17 protein-coding genes are annotated in these 20,818 nt (G+C 48.8%); 11 read left to right on the top strand and 6 right to left on the bottom strand.

The window, feature by feature from the left end; translation table 11 throughout:
- Positions 1–6: 6 nt before the first annotated feature.
- From NSS79_RS29250 to NSS79_RS29240, 3 genes are all read left to right on the top strand, one after another.
- The gene (locus NSS79_RS29250; protein ID WP_342437184.1) at positions 7–1,653 is read left to right on the top strand and encodes a 5'-nucleotidase C-terminal domain-containing protein; all 1,647 of its coding nucleotides are present in this window, start codon (positions 7–9) and stop codon (positions 1,651–1,653) included.
- A 368-nt stretch (positions 1,654–2,021) separates the two neighbouring features.
- Complete coding sequence (locus NSS79_RS29245) at positions 2,022–3,050, top strand: iron-siderophore ABC transporter substrate-binding protein (protein ID WP_038596330.1); 1,029 nt, start codon at positions 2,022–2,024, stop codon at positions 3,048–3,050.
- An 8-nt stretch (positions 3,051–3,058) separates the two neighbouring features.
- Positions 3,059–5,116 carry an iron ABC transporter permease gene (locus tag NSS79_RS29240; RefSeq protein ID WP_342437183.1) on the top strand — a complete coding sequence of 686 codons (2,058 nt, stop codon included), beginning with the start codon at positions 3,059–3,061 and terminating at the stop codon, positions 5,114–5,116.
- A 69-nt stretch (positions 5,117–5,185) separates the two neighbouring features.
- On the opposite strand, the gene NSS79_RS29235 is transcribed toward NSS79_RS29240, so the two are convergent.
- Positions 5,186–5,755, bottom strand: a complete 570-nt coding sequence (locus NSS79_RS29235; RefSeq protein ID WP_342437182.1) for a hypothetical protein — start codon at positions 5,753–5,755, stop codon at positions 5,186–5,188.
- Between NSS79_RS29235 and NSS79_RS29230 the strand changes: the two genes are divergently transcribed.
- From NSS79_RS29230 to NSS79_RS29215, 4 genes are all read left to right on the top strand, one after another.
- Positions 5,755–6,060 carry a TetR-like C-terminal domain-containing protein gene (locus tag NSS79_RS29230; protein WP_342437181.1) on the top strand — a complete coding sequence of 102 codons (306 nt, stop codon included), beginning with the start codon at positions 5,755–5,757 and terminating at the stop codon, positions 6,058–6,060. The genes NSS79_RS29235 and NSS79_RS29230 overlap by 1 nt on opposite strands.
- Before the next feature lie 86 nt (positions 6,061–6,146).
- Positions 6,147–6,836, top strand: a complete 690-nt coding sequence (locus tag NSS79_RS29225) for a TetR/AcrR family transcriptional regulator (RefSeq protein WP_342437180.1) — start codon at positions 6,147–6,149, stop codon at positions 6,834–6,836.
- A 62-nt stretch (positions 6,837–6,898) separates the two neighbouring features.
- Positions 6,899–7,822: an ABC transporter ATP-binding protein gene (locus tag NSS79_RS29220; RefSeq protein ID WP_342437179.1), complete on the top strand. Its 924-nt coding sequence runs from the start codon at positions 6,899–6,901 to the stop codon at positions 7,820–7,822.
- Positions 7,819–8,568, top strand: coding sequence for an ABC transporter permease (locus NSS79_RS29215; RefSeq protein ID WP_342437178.1), 750 nt, complete (start codon positions 7,819–7,821; stop codon positions 8,566–8,568). The genes NSS79_RS29220 and NSS79_RS29215 overlap by 4 nt, the downstream gene beginning before the upstream one ends.
- Before the next feature lie 15 nt (positions 8,569–8,583).
- On the opposite strand, the gene NSS79_RS29210 is transcribed toward NSS79_RS29215, so the two are convergent.
- The 5 genes from NSS79_RS29210 to NSS79_RS29190 form a co-directional block, all read right to left on the bottom strand.
- Positions 8,584–9,981: an ATP-binding protein gene (locus NSS79_RS29210; RefSeq protein ID WP_342437177.1), complete on the bottom strand. Its 1,398-nt coding sequence runs from the start codon at positions 9,979–9,981 to the stop codon at positions 8,584–8,586.
- Positions 9,982–9,983: 2 nt separating this feature from the next.
- A complete protein-coding gene (locus NSS79_RS29205; RefSeq protein ID WP_342437176.1) occupies positions 9,984–10,670 on the bottom strand; it encodes a response regulator transcription factor in 687 nt (228 codons plus the stop codon).
- 20 nt (positions 10,671–10,690) lie between these two features.
- Positions 10,691–12,160 carry a VCBS repeat-containing protein gene (locus NSS79_RS29200; protein ID WP_342437175.1) on the bottom strand — a complete coding sequence of 490 codons (1,470 nt, stop codon included), beginning with the start codon at positions 12,158–12,160 and terminating at the stop codon, positions 10,691–10,693.
- Positions 12,161–12,316: 156 nt separating this feature from the next.
- Entirely contained in the window at positions 12,317–13,213 is an 897-nt protein-coding gene (locus tag NSS79_RS29195; RefSeq protein WP_342437174.1) for an ATP-grasp domain-containing protein, read from the bottom strand.
- 846 nt (positions 13,214–14,059) lie between these two features.
- On the bottom strand, positions 14,060–15,100 hold the full coding sequence (locus NSS79_RS29190; RefSeq protein ID WP_342437173.1) for a LacI family DNA-binding transcriptional regulator: 1,041 nt from the start codon (positions 15,098–15,100) through the stop codon (positions 14,060–14,062).
- A gap of 478 nt (positions 15,101–15,578) precedes the next feature.
- Between NSS79_RS29190 and NSS79_RS29185 the strand changes: the two genes are divergently transcribed.
- The 4 genes from NSS79_RS29185 to NSS79_RS29170 all read left to right on the top strand — a co-directional run bounded on the left by NSS79_RS29185 (position 15,579) and on the right by NSS79_RS29170 (position 20,817).
- Positions 15,579–16,481 carry an ABC transporter permease subunit gene (locus tag NSS79_RS29185; protein WP_342440463.1) on the top strand — a complete coding sequence of 301 codons (903 nt, stop codon included), beginning with the start codon at positions 15,579–15,581 and terminating at the stop codon, positions 16,479–16,481.
- 15 nt (positions 16,482–16,496) lie between these two features.
- Complete coding sequence (locus tag NSS79_RS29180; protein ID WP_342437172.1) at positions 16,497–17,378, top strand: carbohydrate ABC transporter permease; 882 nt, start codon at positions 16,497–16,499, stop codon at positions 17,376–17,378.
- A gap of 58 nt (positions 17,379–17,436) precedes the next feature.
- Positions 17,437–19,047 carry an ABC transporter substrate-binding protein gene (locus tag NSS79_RS29175; protein WP_342437171.1) on the top strand — a complete coding sequence of 537 codons (1,611 nt, stop codon included), beginning with the start codon at positions 17,437–17,439 and terminating at the stop codon, positions 19,045–19,047.
- Between the two features lie 285 nt (positions 19,048–19,332).
- Entirely contained in the window at positions 19,333–20,817 is a 1,485-nt protein-coding gene (locus tag NSS79_RS29170) for a glycoside hydrolase family 32 protein (protein ID WP_342437170.1), read from the top strand.
- Position 20,818: the final 1 nt, after the last annotated feature.

Below are 20,818 nucleotides of genomic sequence, written 5' to 3'. Positions count from 1 at the left end.
GGAATTATGATTGAACGGGCGGACACCAGTAATATATTGAATATCGTAATTATTGCCACCTCGGATCTTCACGGGAATCTGTGGGGCTATCGTTACGAAGACGGTGTGGATACAACGAATGACGGGATGGCCAGAGTCGCCTCCTATGTCCGGGAGATCAGACAGAGTGGAGCCGAGGTCATTCTGATTGATAATGGTGATGTGTTCCAAGGGAATATGCTGACTGATGATGTCTTCAATAAGCGGGTGGATAGTGTACATCCGGTTTCAGTGGCGCTTAATGCAATGGGATATTCGGCCATGACCTTAGGCAATCATGAATTTAACTTTGGTCTTGCCCTGATTGAGAAATTCAGGCGGGAGCTGGAATTTCCAGTGCTTGCTGCGAATGCCTGTTATCTCAATGGGGAACTGTTTGCAGAACCTTATGCGCTTGTTGAAGTACAAGGTATTAAGATTGCTGTTATCGGTCTGACTAACCCTAATGTCCCGCGCTGGGACGGTGGGAAGGTGGATGCTCTGCGCTTTGGCCCCATGGCTGAAACGGCACAGAGGATTGAAGCCTCACTGAGGGCTGAAGGTAAGGCTGACATTATTATGATCAGCGCGCATGCCGGAATGGTGGCGGAATTCGATGAAGAAGGCGGTTCGGATGCCGCTGAACACATTGTCCGGCTGGTTCCTGAGGCTGATGTGCTTCTGGTCGGTCATATGCACATTACGGTTAAAGAACGTACCGGTGATACCGTCATTGGAGGACCGCGCGACCGGGGGCGGGAAGTGGTACGCTTCGACCTTACGGTCGAGCTTGGCGGTGAAGGACCCCGGGTTGTGAACCGGGAAGTCTCGATTGTTGATATGGCCGGCTGGGAGCCGGACCCGGATTTCCGGAGTCTGGTCTCAGAAGCGCATCAAGAAACGCTTCGCTTCATCGAGCAGGGAGGAGGAGTATCCTCAACAGAAATGGACGGTGGCGTTCTGGGCTATGCGACAGCCGACTTCCAGCCACAGGATGAAATCAGTGGTGTGCCAGCGGGAAGATTGCGGGATACAGCAGTCATTACATTGATTCAGAAGGCGATGCTTGAGGCCAGCGGTGCGGATGTTGCCGCCACGAGCCTTTTTTCGGACAAGGCGGATTTGAAGCAGGGCCCATTGACGTACGCTGATGTGTACCGCATTTATCCATTCGATAATTTGCTGTACGTTGTCAATGTAACCGGCAAAGAGCTTAAGGCTTATATGGAAGCCTCAGCAACGCATTTCAAACAGTGGCAGCCAGGTGACTCTGCGATTAGTATTAACCCCGAGGTGCCGAGTTATCTCTATGATATGTTCGCCGGTATCGATTATCAGATCGACCTGTCGCAACCCTCCGGTAGCCGGATCATAAATGTGATCTACAAAGGCAAACCGCTTGCCGATACCGAACAGCTGCAGCTTGCTGTCAACAATTATCGCTACAGCAGCTTATTGAAGGCGTCCAAATTGGTAAGCGCGACAAAACATTGGGAATCGGCATGCAGCATCCGTGATATGCTTGTAGGCTACATCCGGGATCGTAAGACGTTATCGCCGGAAGTTGATGACAACTGGTCCATTGTTGGGATCAACAGGCAGAGTGGTTCTGAAATTAGTGATAAGGCTAAATAATCAAGAATCCTTGATAGATCAGGTTTCTTATCAGGGAGGATATAAGAAGTAAAAAGGCTCCAAACGTCAATACCGCTTGTCATCTACTCAATAATTCCGGCAAACTGCATGTAGTTTGCCGGAATTATTTGTGTCCCGGTTATGCTCTCTGTGTTTTTGATCAGCGGCTGCTTGCTTGAGTAAATTAGGCGCAAGAGAAAGCTACCTGATCTCAAGCGTCACTTCTCCATAAATTTAAATTTTAACTTTGACATTCCGGGAAATCGCATATAAGATAGCTAATATGAATAGAAATGATAATCATTATCAATATAACGATAACGATTATCATAGAGAACTTATATCTGAATATCAGGGGGATTTACAAAATGCACAAAAGGTTGTTGAGTTTAGTTCTGGTTATTGCTGTCATACTGGTTGTGGCAGGTTGTGGATCCAACAATACGAAAAGTCCGGCAGCTAACGAAAGCGCAACTGGCAATGCAACTGCAACTGCAACGAATGCTGGCAGTGAAGCGGCGAGTGGCCCGATTGTACTGAAGGATGCTAAAGGTGAGGTTAAGCTGGACAAGCCTGCGCAAAAGGTCGTAGTGCTGGAGTGGACATTTACTGAAGATATTATTGCCCTCGGCATGCAGCCGGTAGGGAATGCCGATAACGAAAACTATAAGGTGTGGGTAACTGGCGAGGCGCCCCTGGATGCAGGCGTGACTGATGTCGGTACACGCGGTGAGCCGAATCTGGAGACGATTGCGGCGCTGAAGCCGGATTTGATTATTGCGAATACAGACAGCCATGAAGCCATCTATGAGCAATTGAAGGGCATTGCGCCAACGCTGATTTTCGGCCTGTATCCGCCTGAAGGCCAAGGCGATCAATACACGATGATGGAAGACATCTTCAAAACGATTGCAGCCGCTGTCGGCAAGACCGCGGAAGGTGATAAGGTCCTGGCAGATTTGGATGCGCATTACGCGGATGCCAAGACGAAGCTGGCTGCTGCAGGCAAGGAAGGCTTGAACTATGTACTGACGCAAGCCTACAGCTATCAGAATGCAGCGACAATGCGTCTCTTTACGGATAATTCTCTGGCGGTACAGACGCTGGACCGGATCGGCTTGAAGAACGACTGGAAACCCGAAGCTTTTGAGGCTTACGGATTCAGCACATCGACAGTTGAAGCATTGCCTGCGGTTCAGGATACCAATCTGATCTATATCGTCCAGAAGGATGATGATATTTTCTCGAACGAACTGAAGGATAATTCCGTCTGGAAAGGCCTTACTTTCGTGAAGGAGAAACGCACCTTTGGATTAGGCAGCGCAACTTGGGTGTTCGGCGGTCCGGTCTCCTCCAAGGTTATCGTGGATGAAGTTGTAAATAGTTTAACGAAATGAGTACTTTGATGAACGGGAATAGTAGCAAGGCATCCTCAATCGGAATGACCTGGCGGCTAATTGGAATATTTGGGGGCGGCCTTGCCGTCCTCTTCGTTCTATTCCTCCTGAGCCTCGGCTTCGGAGAGGCCAAGATTCCGGCAGCCACTATATTAGATGGATTGCTGAACCGCCAGGATGTGATGGAGCATAATCTGCTCTGGGATATCCGGATGCCCCGTACGGTTATCGGGATTCTGGCCGGGGCTGCTTTAGCTGCGGCTGGTGCATTACTGCAAACCATAACGAAGAACCCGCTCGCATCCTCGGATACGCTGGGGATTAATGCCGGGGCTTACTTTATGGTTGTCCTGGGTGTGGTTGCTTTCCCGGCTATGCAGCAGCAGTTCCCGTTTTTGCTGGCAGCGGGAGGGGGACTTCTGGCGGCAATGGCCGCCTATTTCCTGGGTGGAGGCAAGGCGGCCACGCCTGTCCGGCTGGCATTATCGGGTATGATCGTATCCATGGTATTAGGTGCGTTCACATCTGCCTTACATATCTTCAAACAGACGGAAACACAAAATTTATTCTTATGGGGCGCAGGTTCCCTGATTCAACTGGACTGGGATGGTGTCCGGTACGCTTGGCCTTTCGTCCTTGCGCTGATTGGGGCAGCAGTATTCGCCGGCCGGCAATTCGATGCGCTTGAGCTTGATGAGTCAACCGCCCGTTCGCTGGGACAGCGTGTGGGGTTAACCCGGGCAGTGGGCCTGGGCATATCCGTGCTCATGGCTGCGATCGTGGTCAGTGTGGTCGGACCGATAGGTTTCGTCGGTCTGGTCGCTCCGCATCTGGTCCGGCTTAGCGGTATCCGCAAGCATCGCCTGCTTATTCCCGCGAGCGCCTTGTGGGGAGCCTTGCTCATTACGGCAGCGGATACGCTTGCGCGTGTGGTGCGGAGCAATGTAGGTGAGATACCCGTCGGTGCGGTTATGGCGATTATTGGAGCACCATGGCTCATTTGGCTGGTGCTTACCAAGATGAAGAATATTTCCGGTTCAGGCTCCGGACAGTCATCCATGAGTGTTGGGGGAGCCGCGCTGCGTATGCGTTTTGTTCCTACGGCGATATTCATGACCGCACTGCTCCTCGTTGTCATCCTTGTGAGCTTATCGCTTGGGGGAACAAGAATTCCGTTGGCTGATTTGCTGGGTAGTCTTATCCCCGGGGGAGATCAATCGTTTTCTGTGCTGCTGAATCTGCGGCTTCCGCGTACTCTCGTTGCAGCTTGCGGCGGTATCGCGCTGGCCGTCAGCGGTGTCTTAATTCAAAGCGCTGTCCGCAATCCGCTGGCCGACGCTTCGATTATCGGCGTGACCTCAGGCGCCGGGCTTGGTGCGATGATCGTACTGTTCGCATGGCCTGCATTGACAGTAGTGGTTTTACCTTTTGCCGCAATTGCGGGTGGGGTTGTCGCAGCAGCCTTTGTATTCTTTCTGGCCTGGCGTAAAGCCTTGAATCCGTCCGTGCTTATCCTGCTCGGAATCGCTGTATCGGCCGTCGGCTCTGCGGGCATACAGGTTATGATCGTTAAGGCAAGCCTGTGGAGCAGCAGTTCCTTTATTTGGCTGACAGGCTCGACCTATGGCCGCGGCTGGAATCAGTTTTACAGCCTGTTTATCTTTCTGATTGTCCTTGTGCCGGTTGCTTATTATCTGGGCCGGAAATTTGATTTGCTGGCGTTTGGCGACGAGAGTTCAACAGGTTTTGGCTTGCCGGTTCGGGGAACGCGGCTGTGGGCTATGATTATCGGCGTTTTGCTTGCAGCGGGAGCCGTTGCCAGCGTAGGGACAATCGGATTTCTCGGGCTTATGGCGCCGCATGCAGTACGGATGATGATCGGGCATCACACAAGACGCTCCATTATTTTGTCGGGACTGCTGGGGGGATTAATGCTGGTCATTGCCGATACGATCGGAAGAACCATAATGGCCCCGATAGAAATACCGTCAGGCCTGATTATTATGATCATTGGAGCTCCATATTTCCTGTTTCTAATGTACCGTTCGCTTGTCAGCAAGAAGTAAAAGGGATGAAGAGAACTAGAATGACTTAAAACCGGTACCTTTTTAGGTATCGGTTTTTTGTTTGTACGCTCAGTCAATTGTATAAATCACCCAGTTTCCCTGGTCGTTCTGACCGAGAGCATACATCATTTTGACATCCTCAATCGTCTGAGTATCCGTATCCAAACGTTGTCCGGTAACGGTAATGTGTAAATTACCATTCATCGGATTTGGCTCAATGCTCTCGATCGCTGTAAACCGATACTGGAATTGTTCGCCGTAATAATACTTCATAGCGTCAACCAGCTTTTCATTCACAAAACCGGCATTATAATCCGTGTTGTTATGCTCAACCAACGCTGCAAGATTCTTTTCGAGTGCGGAAAGCGCCGATACGTTTTCTTCAGTTAACTGATCTTCGTAGGATTTCAGGTTTATGAACATTCCCGAATCAAAATTATATACATCCTCCAGATTTGTCCCCGTAATATCTTGTTCTTTTACCCCGCTATTACCGTTCAACGGACTTTGGGATACTGTCGGTTTAACATCGTTTCCGGGTGTGTTTACTGCTGTGTTGGATTTATTTAGACCTCCAGTGCACGCGGTTAAGAGGATGAAAGCCGTCAATAGGACGGAAACCAGGGTAGATTTAAGCATTGTATCCCACCTTTTTTGAATATGATAATAAGACAAATGCAAGATTTTACAAAGTTATTCTTACGTCGAGACAAATTACGATCTTCACGGACCGTTTGTTCAAGCTGCTATCGGAAATGATTGCTGAAAGACTGGAGCGAAAGCAAGGCGACCCGGGGGACTCATCAGCAAACATACAAAGAGAGATCGCCATTTGGTACGGTTCCGCAGCCTTGATTGGTACGATTGTCGCCTGGCTTCGAAAGGACATGCCCTATACACCGTCCTATCTGGCCAGACAAATAACGTTGCTCCGCTCACAATAACGGATCAATAGAATATAGGTGCTCTTGACTTCGGTAGTACATTTAAATATAATCTAACCAGTTAGTTATAAAAAGAGGTGAAAACCATGACATCAGCAGAGAGCGGGAGCAAGGACAATGGCAAGCGAAGTTCACGGACTTACGATGCAGCCCGAACCAAGGGGATGATTCTTGACGCAGCGGAGGAGACGTTTGCCGAGCTTGGTTATTCAGCAGCGCGAATCGACGGGATTGCGAAAGCTTCGGGGTATAACAAAAGCCTGATCTATCAGTATTTCGGCGATAAGCTGGGACTTTACACCGAAGTAGTCAAACGTGCCGACCAGATTAGTGAACAGGTAACCGGGGCGGCAATCGCCGAGCTGTTAAAGAACCCAAGTCTCATGAGTGACCCTGTTGTATTCAAAAGTTTTCTGGAGAAGATTACCCGGCAAATGTATGAATTTCTCCTGGAGTACCCGCGATATTTGAAAATTCTGTTCTGGGAGGCCGCTGAGGATTGGAAGACCTGGAATCAAATCACCTACCGCCCGGATGATATGACTCAGCTGCATGAGCTGGCCATAGCCGCGAAGCAGAATGGAATCCTCCGGCAGGATTTCGATCCGGCGATGTTTCCGATTCTGATTCTGAATGTGACGACAGCGACGCTTCAGTCCTTTTCACGGTATAAGGAAGTGATGGGCAAGCTGGACTCCCCGGAGATGAAGGAGCACACCATGGATCAGATTGCGAAGTTTGTCATTTATGGTGTCATGGAGCCATCTCTACTGTAGAAGATGGCTTTTATTTTCATCAAATATAACTAACTAGTTAGTTTATAAAGGGAGGCGATAATGTGAATGCTATTATTCAGACTGAAGGCTTAACGAAACATTACGGAAGCCATCATGCTGTAGACGGAATATCACTGCATGTTGAGCAAGGGGAAATCTACGGATTTCTGGGATTGAATGGTGCGGGCAAAACGACGACGATACGCATGCTGCTGGGGATGATCCGGCCGGATGCCGGAGCTTCCTATTTGTTCGGACAACGTGTGGATGCCGGCAGTCACAAGCTGTGGGCGAACGTCGGATACATGGTGGAGACCCCGTATTCTTATCCTGAGCTAACGGTCCGGGAGAATCTGGAGATCATCCGCCGTCTGCGGGGCATACCGGAACACGATGCCATAGATTCTGTAATGGACAAGCTGCAGCTAACCCCCTACCGGGACCGCAAGGCCGGTAAATTGTCACTCGGCAACGGACAGCGGCTGGGCCTGGCCAAGGCAATGCTGCATAATCCAAAAGTGCTGATTCTGGATGAGCCGACGAACGGACTGGATCCCGCTGGAATTGTCGAGGTACGGCAGCTGCTTAACGAGCTTGCCCTGACTCACGGGGTGACAATATTTATCTCCAGCCATATCCTGGGCGAGGTCGCCAGACTGGCGACACGGATCGGTATTGTTCATCATGGCAAGCTGCTTCAGGAAACGGAGGTCAGGGAGCTGCAGCATATTCTCCGGAAACATCTGCTTGTGCAGACCCGTAATCCTGAAGCTGCCCGGATAAAGCTGCTCCAGCACGGTTATAAGGTGAAATGGTCCGAGGAAGGGCTGCGGCTCTCCGACGATCATGCGATAGCTAGTCCTGAGCATATATCGAAGCTGCTGGTCCATGCAAATATGCCGCCCATTCAGTTGAGTGTAGAAGAAGAGGATCTGGAAGCTTATTTTCTTAGAAAAATTGAAACCGGAGGGGGAGCAACAGAATGAATCAATGGTTATCAGCCATAGGAGGGGAAATCTTGAAGCTTCGCCGGTCCAGACTGCTATGGATATCACTCGGCACCAGCATCCTGCTGCCGGTTATGCTGGGGCTCGTATTTTCCGGATCGCTGGGTTCTCAGAACAACATAGAGAGTATATTGGATGTGCCGGGGTTTATGGATGAGCTTGGTTATGTGGTTTCGATCGGAGGCTTGATCGGCTTCGGTTTTATATACAGTTGGATATTCGGCCGGGAATACTCCGACCGTACGGTTAAGGATTTACTGGCCTTGCCGCTTTCCCGTTACAGTGTAGCAGCCGCTAAATTAATGGTTGCCACAGTTTGGTGTGAGGTCCTGGCACTCCTTATGTTTGCGGTTGGAGGCCTTACCGCCTGGTTTGTCCAGTTGGATGGCTGGAGCCTTGAGATCATCGCGCAAAGCTTCAGGGAATATGTATTGCTCTGTCTCATGGTTATCTGCCTATGCATCCCGGTAGCCTGGATGGCCAGCGTTGGACGCGGGTATATGTCTGCATTTGGGTTCATTGTACTTACGATCGTGATTTCCCAGCTTGGCGGAGGCCTTGGAATTACGGAATATATTCCATGGGCCATCCCCGGGCTCCTCAGCGGCGCTTCGGGGGAGGAAAATGCCCATTTGCAGGCTCTGAGTCTCAGCCTTCCGTATCTGACCGGTGGTATTGGCTTGATCGGCACACTCTCCTGGTGGCGTTATGCTGATCAAGCATAATTGATAAAAGGGACCTCACTCCACCGGGTAGCGCGGCAGCTCCACGATGACTGAGGTTCCCTTGGTGAATTCGCTCTCGATGCGCAGGCGGCCGCCATGCAGTACGATAATTTCTTTGCAGATGGCAAGGCCCAGTCCGCTTCCGGACTGGCGTGATCTGCCTTTGAAGAATTTGGTCCCGAGCTTCGTGAGGTCGTCAGCTTCGATGCCTTCCCCGTTGTCCGCGACTGTGATGATAATTAGGGTTTCATTATAGTCCGCCGTGAGGCGGACCTCCCCCTGGGCCGGAGTGAATTTGAAAGCATTGTCCAGCAGATTTACAAAAACCTGCTTCAACCGGTTGAAATCGCCGTCCACGGGCAGCGGCTGATCGGGAATATCGGCATAGAGCCGGATTTGTTTGGTCTGGCCCCGGTACCTGAACTGCAGCAGCAGATCCTCAAGCAGACCCCTGAGGTCATAAGGCTGGAGCGAGACCTTTATCTCCCCAGCCTGGAATTTGGAGAAATCCAGTAAATCCTCGACCAGACCAATCAGACGATCTGTTTCCCCGGTCATTACCTCAAGACCCTGGAGGGTCTCTTTTTTATCAGACAAATCACCCACAAGCAGTGTTTCGCCCCAGCCTTTGATCGAGGTAAGGGGAGTGCGCAGCTCATGCGTGACGGAAGAGATGAAATCATATTTGATTTTTTCGCTTTTGACCATTTCCTCTGACATGTAATTCAGTGTGACTGCCAAGGTGCCGACCTCATCGTCATACCGCTTTTCCGCCCTTACGTCAAAGTTTCCGGTGGCCATCTCTTTGGCGACAGAGGTTAATTGCTGAATAGGTCCAACGATCCGTTTAGCGATAATCACGCTGAGTACGAAGCCAAAAAGAATGACGAGCAGCCCGACCCAGGCGGCATTCAGGACAATGTTGATAATAACGTCGTAGAGGGGCTCTGCTGAAACAGAATAGCGCAGTACACCAATGTTCTCCCCGGATTCCCTCAAAGGAATGGAAACGGCCATTATCCGTTCCCCGTTGAGAGGGGTAATACTCTGATAGGTCCCCTTGCCGCTGATCAAAGCATCTTTGACGTCAGGGGTCTCAATATGCTCCGAGCTTGCGAAACCGAATGAATTGATAATGACATCACCTGCCGGACTGAGCACTTCAACCTTGCTGCTCTCTTCAGTCGAAAGATTCTCCAGAATGTACCTGGCCCGTTCATTGATCGAGTAGCCCTCCAGATACTTATTGAAAAAGGTGGCGGAGGTAACGGCCCGGGAAGACAGGGTTTCCATCGCGCTGCCCAGATAGTAGTAATGGACTGCTACAATAAATACCCCCTCCAGCAGCAGGACGATCAGGAGCAGAACAATGGTGATATAGACGATAAGCCTAGACCTGATTCCCTTCAGCAATGTTAGACCCTCCATAGATAGCCGAATCCCCAGACCGTTTCGAGGTATTGTGGTCCGGAAGAGCCCTGCCCGATTTTTTGGCGGATTCGGCTGATATTCACATCTACAATCTTAAGCTCTCCCATAAAATATTGCCCCCATACGGAGGTAAGAATATCGTCACGGTTCATAGCCTTGTTAGGCTGCTCCATAAGCAGCTTGACGATGGAGAATTCCGTGGGCGTCAGGGGAATCTCGAGCTTGTCTTTCAGTAATTTGCGTTCATCCAGCATCAGTGTAAATGGAGGAAGCTCAATATGGTTCTCTTGTTCGGACACTTCTCCCGGATACATCCGCCGGTAGAGCGACCGGACCCGGGCAACCAGCTCAACCGGACTGAAGGGCTTAACCACATAATCGTCTGCACCGGCTTCCAGCCCCATCACCTTATCGACTTCCTGGCTTTTGGCAGTCAGCATAATAATACCAAGCCGGGGGAACAGTCCCCGCAGGCGTTCACACACCTCGAAGCCGCTGACACCGGGAAGCATCAGGTCCAGAATAGCAATATCAAAATCCTTCTGATTCCGGGCGGCAGCCAGAGCCTCTTCGCCTGTGGAGGCCTCAACAACCTCGAAGCCCGCACGCTTAAGGTTAACAAGCAGAAAATCGCGTATGGGCTTCTCATCTTCCAGTACCAGTACTTTCATGGGTGCCCTCCTTGTTCTACCTATTGCTGGGGCTTCTGGGGCGTGCCGGCCAGCTGCTGCACTTCATCAAGCGTCAGCTTTAGCTGTTCATACTCCTGAAGGGAGGAGCCGGTCAGCTTGCCGGCTGCATCTGCGGATGGAAGAACAGCAACAAGCACGGTCGGCGCTGTACTATCCTCCGTATTTTGCAGCTCATACAGCAGTTTATAGGTTGTGTTCTTCGCCAGCAGTGCCGCTTCGGCAGTCTGCCAATCCTTTTTGGAGATCTGGCGCAGCTCCAGAAGCGGGGCCTGCTCAGCAGACGCTGCATTGGTGTAGCTAAACTGGATATGCTCCCAAGCCGTAGGGGATTCCTCCGGGGCCACAAGCTTGTATTTACCGGTCCAGGATTGCGGAATGTGGAAATTGTAGCCCCATCTGTCGAAATGCTCCTCCACAAACTTCAGTCCCGATTGCCCGTCCCACTGATAATATTTGGTGATGAAGGGAGTGGCCAGCGGGGCAAAGCTCTCTGTACCCGCAGGAGGGACAAGGAATCCGATCTCGACAATGCCATCACCGTTAATATCTGAGCTATACAGCGGGTAATCCTTGATCGCCATATTGTTCTCACCCAGCAAACCGTTAGCTTCCGAAACAAGTGGCCCCAGCACAATATCCCTGCTGTCTGCCAATTCGTCACGCTGATAATCCTCTGTTGCAAGTATATCAATAAATCTGCCATTTTCCCAAGTCAGCAGAGAAGTGTAGGAGGAATGTGCACCAACCGCCGCATCAATGAACAGGGCGTTTTTGGATGGCGCTGCTTTTGTAAACAAGGCTTGAAACACATACCCGTCGATGGTCTGGTCAGACAAGGTCTGCAGCTTGCCGTCATGAAGCCGGATTACCTGCAGGTGGGATTGCGGCTGGGTGTCCGTGGTGAACGTTCCCTGGATCAGGGCGATATCTGTCTGACCTTCATTGGTCAGATTGCCGACAGCCAGCTGGTCATAAGGCTGCTTGAGCTTTTCGGTCAGCTCACCCCCACTCAGACTGTAGACGGACAGTTCCTTGCTCAAGCCTTCGCCGCCGCTGAACCCTAGCAGCATATCCGCTGCTCCGTCTGCGGTAACATCTATAAACTGTACGTAATCCAGCTCACTGCCGACTCCCGTAATCGTAGTAAGCTTTTTCCAGTCGGCGCCGGGTTTGGACAATACGAGGGTATTGATTTCATAATCCGTTTTGTCCGTCTTATAGAAGGCCAGAATTTCATCCTGACCATCCTTGTCGAGATCCTGCAATTGAATGGCACTGCCGGATTCGGAATTGATGGGCACCGTCAGGTGGGCATTCGCCGGAAGAAAAGACTTCACAATACTTGTAATGGTGCCATCGGCACTGCCCTGCGAAGGGGCCCGGAGTAAATCACTGGGAGTCTTGGGTGCACCGCAGCCTGCAGCAATCATCGATAATAAGAGAAGGGTGCTTAGGCCTGATTTGTTCATAAGATATAATCTCCTTTAGTTCATCTGTGGCTAGTATATCCCAACCCTTCGGCAAAGTAGTTTCAAAATGGTAAAGGCTAAACGGGAGTCTGTTTGGATAGTGCCTTGTATATAAGTGTCCAGCAAAAAGCTAGAGCAGCGGCGGATCGGACATTATTAGTCTTGAAGTAACCCCTCATAAAACGCTCTGACATCCATCTGCTCGGGCAGCCCCGAAACTCCGCCGTCTCCCAGCTCTACAATAATCCAGCTTCCCTCTGCAGTTTTGGCGATGTCCATGGTGAAGAAGCGGCTTGTAATCGTGCGGGCAATTTCCATAAAAGGGGTCAGATCCGGCTGATCCTCATCGTAGGTAACATCATCCCAGTAATTCAGAAAAGCTATGATTTGATGATCCAGAAAAAATATCCGGTATTCCTTGGAAAGAGGCATGCCGCTCTTATCGTGTGATTGCAGGTACTCCAGAGGAACGAATTCACGGATAACGATTCCTTCGCTCAGTCCAGCCCCCTGTCTTTCAATGAAGTTCCACACCACCCGCTGTACATTGCCGTGGTCTGAAGCATCCGGGATATAGCAGGCATCAACCCATTCGTGCTTTCTTGACTTCACATAGTCCTTGACGATTAAAGGAGATTCGCCGAATATGGTAATTTGCTCGAACAGCTCCTCCCAGTCGGCGGGCTTGCTTGGACTTGTGCGCCAAATGGTGCGCGGTGTCAACGATGCGATCATCGAATAGGAGTTTGGCAAGTAGTGACAGTGAGCATAGGCGGTAGGATCATTGATGAGTTCAATATTCTTTGATTGGAGTGCATGGTAAAGCTGCTCATAATGCTGCGGATTCATCATCCAGCCCCGGTAAATTGCAGATTCCATAGAGAGCGCGGGTGTAATCTGCCGGATGGACCGGGCAGCCTGGCCTTCCATCAAGGCCTCTAATGAAACAAGCTCCGTCTTGAGGCCAGCAGCTTGAGCTGCGTGCCACTCCGTTTCATAATCCATATCAACCCTCTTGGCATCCAGCGGATCCTGGCAGAAAATAATCTTCATAATAATCTTCCTCATCCCTCAAGCTAGTTTACCTTCCATTATACTCACTTTGGTAGCTCTGCGAAGCCAGCATGCCCAGCGACTTCGGAAATCAGGGAACAGGGAAATATTGCGGGACCAATGCCCGCAGCTCATGTGCAGCTAGTAGCATTCAGTGTGTGACACATGTTAATTACAGATTTTTCTTGAAAACTTATAATTATTTGGCATTAGATAAATAAGGGGATGAAAAGCAGAAAATGAAGAGGGACGCCGTGTTTTACATTGTAGCAGGAATGATTGCAATTACTCTGCTGTCTAATTTTATTGCGTATCGTTCATTACCGGACCAGATGGGAATACAGGTGAAATCATTCCAGTTCAAGGCTGATGATTTCACAAATTATATTTCTAAGCGGGTATTCCTTTTTTTGATACCGGGTATTCAAATTGTTGCCTCTATTTTTAGGGGAGAAAGGAAATCTAAGACCTCTCTGTTAGTGTTAAACACGGTTTTAGTAATTGTGAACAGCTTCACCATTTATATAAATCTTTAGCTATATAAGTTGAACTTTAGACTTACCGATCCGGCATAGAACGCAACTGCGGTGAATGTTTGGACTTCCGGCCACTGTTGTCTCCCGATTTCTTGATTTATACCGCTATTTGCGGTTGAAATCCGGAGACAAAGGTGGTCGCTATCGCTCCTACAGTTCCAAAATTCCCCTCCGCTGCTTTTGCCTCTAGCTAGTTCTTTAGTTCAACTGATATATATCCTCTCCGAGTAGGAGGAGAGGAAGGAACAAAAGCATCCCTTCACGTGAAAGGGATGCTTTTGTTGAATGTAAGCGTTTATAGGTTCCACAATCAGCTAATATTCGGGGTGGAATCTCTAATGATTGGTTTTGTGTAGATATGAGAGACCTGATAAGGCTGCTCTGGATAGGTGATGCGTGACAGCAGTATTTCGGCTGCTTTGACGCCCATTTCATTACTGTAGATATGAACAGTGGTAAGATGAGGCTCAATAATTTTTGATTCCGGGCCGTTATCAAAACCGCAAACGACAATGTCACCGGGAATGGAGTGATTCAGATTCTTCAGTGATTTCATAAAGCTTACGGCGATGTAATCGTTCGCACATACAAAAGCGGACGGGAGCTCGGCAATGTCATTCAATCTTTCATCCGCCCAGCCGGGGCTGGAGAAAAAGAGATTATCCTCATCGAGAACGCACTGGCCGGGATCGAGCGGGATTCCAGCCTCGGTCAGAGCACGATTAAAACCTACCCATCTTTCATTAAAGCTCCGGCAATGATTATAATCCCCGATAAACCCCAAGGTTTTGTAACCGCCCTCAATCAACTTTTTAGTAAGCTGATAGGTACTGTGTTCGTTCTCCATTAACAACACGTCCGCCCGGAAATCAGGATAGCAGACATGGGCGGAACAGTCGATGAAAATGGTCGGAATCTCAAGGCTTGTAATCAGGTTACTGTATTCCAAGTTAAACAGCTCAATACATATGATTCCGTCCACATTGGATACATCGAAATTGTTAGGGAGGGACAGAGATTTCTGTTCAATCTCCCGGATGATGTGAATGGATAAATTATATCCTTCTGCACTGATCCGCTTTTCCAGACCGCTGATCAAAGTCGATCCAAAATGCGAAGTATTCGGCAAATTCTCCGTTAATAAAGCAATGTTTCTCGAGCTCTTTGGCAGGACATTTTCGGTTTCCATTAAAGAAAACTGCTTGTATTTCAACTCAATCGCCTTTTTGATAACTTTGTTTCTGGTCTCTTCGGGCAATCCTTCCGTTCCGTTCAAGGCTTTGGAGGCTGTGTTTCTGGAGATCCCCAGAGCATCAGCGATATCCTGTATCGTTACTTTTCCCCGTGCCATATATGTAATTTCACCTCTATATTATTGTTTTCTTTCACTCTGCAAATAGCGGCCGCATACGCTTCGCTTTACTCCCTTAAATGTATAATAGTTTTCTCAAAATAGCAACGTTAATTTTACAAATGCACAATTTAGTTTACATTATGCAATTGTGTTGTTTGGTAATTATTTCTGCGCAAGTGTTAAAAATGAATATATTAAGTTGAATAAATGCTCTTTTTCTAAGAGTAACCTCTTATTTATTAATTTTGGCAATATTTTCAGGGGTTTTAGATACGGAATAATTGTCAAATGAACAAATATATTTTTACAAAATGTATTGACTCATGGTGAAGTCTTTGATAAATTGTAAATGAAGAAGGGCATGAACGTCAAAATGTAAGCCTTTCACTGGTGAAAAACATGTATAAGAATGGAGGTAAAGGCATTGCATAACTCAATTGAAGTGGATCACAGAAAACTGGTGACGGGGCGGAAGATGTCCCTGTTTGAATATTTGAAGAAGCACTACTTCCTTTATTTAATGCTCGCACCGGCACTGATTCTGACCCTTATTTTTAAATACGGTCCAATGTATGGTGCGATTATTGCCTTTAAGGATTTCAGCCCAATCAAGGGAATTATGGGGAGTGAGTGGGTAGGTTTTTACAACTTCGAGAAATTTCTGTCTTCCCCAAACTTCGAAGTGATTTTTATGAATACGCTTAAATTAAGTTTTTTCGGTCTAATCTTGAGCTTCCCTGTTCCCATCCTGCTGGCCTTGATGCTCAATCAGGTTCGCCGGGCCGGAGTCAAAAAGAACATACAGTTATTCTTGTATGCCCCTAACTTCATATCCGTCGTTGTCGTGGTCGGTATGCTGTTTATCTTCCTGTCCCCGACAGGACCTATCAACCAGCTTTTTAGCTGGGCTACCGGTGAACCGGTGATGTTCATGTCACGTCCGGAGTACTTCCGCTGGATCTACATTCTTTCGGATATATGGACGGGTGCGGGATGGGCTTCCATTATCTACGTTGCGGCTCTTGCCAATGTGGACCCTGAGTTACATAACGCAGCCAACCTGGATGGTGCTAATCTTCTTCAAAGAATACGTCATATTGACCTTCCGACCATTCGTCCGATTATGGCCATTGTATTTATCCTTGCCGCAGGCGGCATCATGTCGATTGGGTTTGAAAAGGCTTATCTCATGCAAACAGCAACGAACATGCCAACCTCTGAGATTATTCCGACGTACGTTTACAAAATTGGTTTGCAGTCCGGTGACTATGCATACTCAGCCGCAGTAGGACTATTCAACTCTATCATCAACGTCATCCTGCTCATTACGGTGAACTTCACAGTGAAGAAACTAAATGAGGGCGAAGGTCTTTTATAGAAAGGAGCAACAAGTATGTTCATTAAACATTCCCGGCTGGACCGCTTTATTCTTGTGCTGAACGCCACCTTTTTGACTCTTGCTGTATTGATTGTGGTGCTTCCGCTCATTTATGTGGTGATTGCATCCTTCATGGATCCGTCAATCCTGCTTAGCCAAGGGCTGTCGTTCAAAATTTCAGATTGGTCATTGGATGGCTACAAGATGATTCTTACCAATCCGGCGATGATCCGGGGATTTGGAAACGCTGTTTTTTACGCCTCTTCCTTTGCTATTCTTACCGTTCTGGTCTCGATCTGTGCGGGGTATGCCTTATCGGATGACCGGTTAAAGGGTAGAGGTTTTTTTATGACAGTGTTCCTCTTTACGATGTTCTTTGGAGGAGGACTGGTCCCGACCTATCTGCTGGTTAAGAATCTGGGGCTGCTGGATACAGTCTGGGCTGTAATCATTCCCGGGGCGGTCAATGTATGGAATATTATTTTGTCCAGAACGTTCTTCAAAGGTGTGCCGAATGAACTGAAGGAGGCGTCCAATGTGGACGGGGCTTCAGAGATGAGGATTTTCTTCAGCATTGTATTGCCGCTCTCGAAACCGATCATCTTCGTGCTGGCGCTGTATGCCTTTGTCGGCCAGTGGAATTCCTACTTTGATGCCATGATTTATCTGGATAATCCCAACCTCCATCCGCTGCAGCTCGTGCTTCGTTCCATCCTGATTCAGAATCAGGTAGATCCCGGCATGATCGCTGATCAGATGGCTATGGCCGAAATGAAACGATTGTCTGAAATCATCAAGTATGCCGCGATCGTTGTCTCCAGCCTGCCGCTCATTATTATGTATCCGTTCTTCCAGAAGTATTTTGAAAAAGGTGTCATGGTCGGTTCCATCAAATAGGACACGGCTGCACATAGATAAGTTTTTTCATCCCTATTCACTTTGGAGGTCATATCCTATGAAAAGATCAAAAAGATCAAAAGTGTTGTCAAAAGCAGCTTCTGCGTCTGTACTTGCTTCATTTATGTTCCTTGCCGCATGCGGCGGCGGGGGAGGAAATGCTGCAGGTGAAAAACAGGATCCAAGCGGCAAAGTCACCTTGAACTTCATTACCCAAAGCTCCCCGCTGGCACCGGCCGATCCGAACGAAAAGCTGATTAATAAACGTCTGGAAGAAAAAACGAATGTGCATATCAACTGGAAAAACTTCACCAAAGACGTATTTGTGGAAAAAAGAAATCTGGCTGTCGCAAGCGGTGATCTCCCCGATGCTATTTTCAATGCCGACTACAGTGATTATGAGTTGCTGAAGCTTGCTAAAGACGGTGCTATCGTGCCACTGAATGATCTGATCGAGCAGAATATGCCCAATTTCAAAAAAGTGCTGGAAGAAGCCCCTGAATACAAAAGTATGATTACGGCACCCGACGGTAAAATTTATGCATTTCCTTGGATTGAAGAGCTTGGGAACGGAAAAGAAAGAATTCAGGCGGTAGACAGCATGCCTTGGATCAACGTGGAATGGCTTAAAAAGCTGGGTCTCGACATGCCGACAACCACGGGAGAATTGAAAAAGGTGTTGATTGCCTTCAAGACCCAAGATCCGAACGGCAACGGTCAGGCAGACGAAATCCCCTTATCCTTTATCAACAAGCCGGGTGCGGAAGATCTGGCATTCCTCTTCGGTTCGTTCGGATTGGGCGAGAATCCCGACCATGCGGTCGTAAGCAATGAAGGCAAAGTGATATTTACAGCTAAGGAAGAAGGTTATAAAAAGGCGGTGTCCTTTATCAATGACCTTTATAAAGAAAAACTCATTGATATCGAAGCCTATACCCAAGACTGGAGTACTTACCTGGCCAAAGGCAAAGATCAGAAGTACGGCCTCTACTTCTCTTGGGATAAAGCCAATATCTCCGGAGCAAACGATGCTTATGAAGTAATGCCGCCGCTTGCAGGCCCTGATGGTGAAGTCAACGTAACCAGAACCAACGGTCTCGGTCTAGGCCGCGGCAAGATGGTTGTGACAAGCGCCAATAAAAACCTGGAAACGACAGCGAAATGGGTGGATCAGCTGTATGATCCGATCCAATCTGTGCAGAACAACTGGGGAACCTACGGGGACGAGACACAGCAGAACATCTTCGAATTTGATGAAGCAAAAGGAATGCTGAAGCATTTGCCGCTGGAAGGCGCTGCTCCTGTGGAGCTTCGCGAGAAAACAAGTATCGGCGGACCGCTGGCTATTCTTGATTCCTACTATGGCAAATATACGACCATGCCGGATGATGCCAAAGGCCGTATGGACATCATCAAGAATATTATGGCTCCAAAGATGAAAGCAGAGAACGTAATGCCGAGCGTATTTCATTCGATTGATGAGCTTGACCGCCTGACGACGATTGAAACCGACTTGTTCGCCTATGTACTCAGAATGCGTACAGAATGGTACCAGAACGGAAAAGTCGATGCCCAGTGGAATGATTATTTGAAGGAGCTGGACCGTCTTGGCCTGCAGGAATGGCTTGAAATTAAACAGGCGGGCTACGACAGAGCGACGGGAAAGTAAATATATAAAAAAATATATAAGCTGAACTAAAGTACACCTAGAGGCGAAAGCGGCGGAGGGGAAGTTTGGAACTGTAGGAGCGTAAGCGTCCGCCTGAAAGCTTTCCGTAGGAAAGCTCGCTTCGAAAGCATAAGCAGTCTTCGGATTTCAACCGCAAACAGCGGTCATAATCAAGAAATCTGAAGACAACAGCGGCCGGAAGTCCAAATATTCACCGTAGTTGCGACTGGACCTTTACTCTAAACTTTTCAGTTCAAGCTATATAGGAGCAAAGGAGAAATCATAATGTCAGCTATTACAAAACAAAACTACCGGGGTGCCTATCATTTTTCACCCAAAGAAAAGTGGATGAACGATCCAAATGGTTTGGTATATTTCGAGGGAGAATATCATTTGTTTTTTCAGCATCATCCCGGCGGAATGACCATGGGGGACATGCATTGGGGCCATGCGGTCAGTAAGGATCTGGTGACCTGGGAAGAGCTGCCGATCGCGCTGGTGCCGGATGAACTGGGGATGATTTTCTCGGGAAGTGCCGTTGTCGACTGGAATAACACGACTGGATTTTTTGAGGATCAGCCAGGGCTGGTGGCCATTTTTACCCATCACTTTGACATGCCGGAAGGACAACCTGCCGTTCAGCGTCAAAGTCTGGCTTATAGCAAGGACAAAGGCAGAACCTGGACCAAATACGAAGGGAATCCGGTGCTTGAACATGATACCTTCATTGATTTCCGTGATCCCAAGGTGTTCTGGAACAAAGAGAAGAGTAGATGGGTGATGATCGTAGCCTGTGGTCAAACGGTAGGTCTGTATCATTCCCCTGATCTAATCAACTGGACCTTTGCCAGCGAATTCGGCGAGGGCATCGGATCGCATGACGGTGTGTGGGAGTGCCCGGATTTGTTCCAGCTGGCTGTTGACGGAACCAAATCGGATACCAAATGGGTAATGCTCGTGAGTATTGGTGCAGATCCCGCTTTTGAGGAGGGCTCAAGAACGCAATATTTCACGGGTGATTTTGACGGAGCGGTATTTACTCCTGACGAAGAGTCCCGGAGCATCCGCTGGCTGGATCACGGCAGAGATAATTATGCCGGTGTGAGCTGGTCCGATCTGCCCGAGGAAGACGGAAGACGGCTGTTTATCGGCTGGATGAGCAACTGGATGTATGCCGGCCAGACGCCGGCGGAAGGGTTCCGCGGAGCAATGACGCTTCCCCGGGAGCTTTATCTGGAGTTAAGGAACGGGCAAACTACGCTCATTCAGAAGCCTGCAAAAGAACTGGAAGCCGCACGTACCCCGGTCCTTTCCCTGAAAAATGTCTCTGTTCAAGAAATTAATGCAGCCTGTGCCAAGCTTCATCTTGAGGCTTACGTCATTGAGGCGGAGGTCGCTCATGGGACATCTGCCGGCTTTAAAGTAAAGGCAGGTGCAAAGCAGCAAACCGTGGTCGGGATTGATGCGCAGACGGAAGAATTGTATGTAGACCGGACAGCCTCCGGGAAGCATGATTTCCACAAGTTGTTCCCGGGACGCCACTCAGCGAAGCTTGCGGCACCGGGTACAGCCTATGATCTGCATATTTATGTGGACCGTTCCTCCGTTGAAGCGTTTTGTGATGGAGGCCAGGCAGTGATTACAGATCTTATTTTCCCTGAACCCGAATCTACCGGTCTTGCTGCGTTTGCCGATAATGAAGAGGACTTGTTCCTTTCGCTGGATATCTACAATCTGGCTTCATCTACCGCAAACGGCAGCAACCAGTAAC

The organism is Paenibacillus sp. FSL L8-0436 (assembly GCF_038593025.1).
Taxonomy (GTDB): Bacteria; Bacillota; Bacilli; order Paenibacillales; family Paenibacillaceae; genus Paenibacillus_AQ.
Note: the sequence above shows the minus strand (reverse complement) of the source record. Positions and strands in the feature narration are given on the sequence as shown.

What these genes read in the sequence shown, in the direction of transcription:
- NSS79_RS29250 (WP_342437184.1), top strand. Translation starts at nt 7, where the DNA reads ATGATTGAACGGGCGGACACCAGTAATATATTGAATATCGTAATTATT.
- NSS79_RS29245 (WP_038596330.1), top strand. Translation starts at nt 2,022, where the DNA reads ATGCACAAAAGGTTGTTGAGTTTAGTTCTGGTTATTGCTGTCATACTG.
- NSS79_RS29240 (WP_342437183.1), top strand. Translation starts at nt 3,059, where the DNA reads ATGAACGGGAATAGTAGCAAGGCATCCTCAATCGGAATGACCTGGCGG.
- NSS79_RS29235 (WP_342437182.1), bottom strand. Translation starts at nt 5,755, where the DNA reads ATGCTTAAATCTACCCTGGTTTCCGTCCTATTGACGGCTTTCATCCTC.
- NSS79_RS29225 (WP_342437180.1), top strand. Translation starts at nt 6,147, where the DNA reads ATGACATCAGCAGAGAGCGGGAGCAAGGACAATGGCAAGCGAAGTTCA.
- NSS79_RS29215 (WP_342437178.1), top strand. Translation starts at nt 7,819, where the DNA reads ATGAATCAATGGTTATCAGCCATAGGAGGGGAAATCTTGAAGCTTCGC.
- NSS79_RS29205 (WP_342437176.1), bottom strand. Translation starts at nt 10,670, where the DNA reads ATGAAAGTACTGGTACTGGAAGATGAGAAGCCCATACGCGATTTTCTG.
- NSS79_RS29200 (WP_342437175.1), bottom strand. Translation starts at nt 12,160, where the DNA reads ATGAACAAATCAGGCCTAAGCACCCTTCTCTTATTATCGATGATTGCT.
- NSS79_RS29195 (WP_342437174.1), bottom strand. Translation starts at nt 13,213, where the DNA reads ATGAAGATTATTTTCTGCCAGGATCCGCTGGATGCCAAGAGGGTTGAT.
- NSS79_RS29190 (WP_342437173.1), bottom strand. Translation starts at nt 15,100, where the DNA reads ATGGCACGGGGAAAAGTAACGATACAGGATATCGCTGATGCTCTGGGG.
- NSS79_RS29185 (WP_342440463.1), top strand. Translation starts at nt 15,579, where the DNA reads ATGTCCCTGTTTGAATATTTGAAGAAGCACTACTTCCTTTATTTAATG.
- NSS79_RS29180 (WP_342437172.1), top strand. Translation starts at nt 16,497, where the DNA reads ATGTTCATTAAACATTCCCGGCTGGACCGCTTTATTCTTGTGCTGAAC.
- NSS79_RS29175 (WP_342437171.1), top strand. Translation starts at nt 17,437, where the DNA reads ATGAAAAGATCAAAAAGATCAAAAGTGTTGTCAAAAGCAGCTTCTGCG.
- NSS79_RS29170 (WP_342437170.1), top strand. Translation starts at nt 19,333, where the DNA reads ATGTCAGCTATTACAAAACAAAACTACCGGGGTGCCTATCATTTTTCA.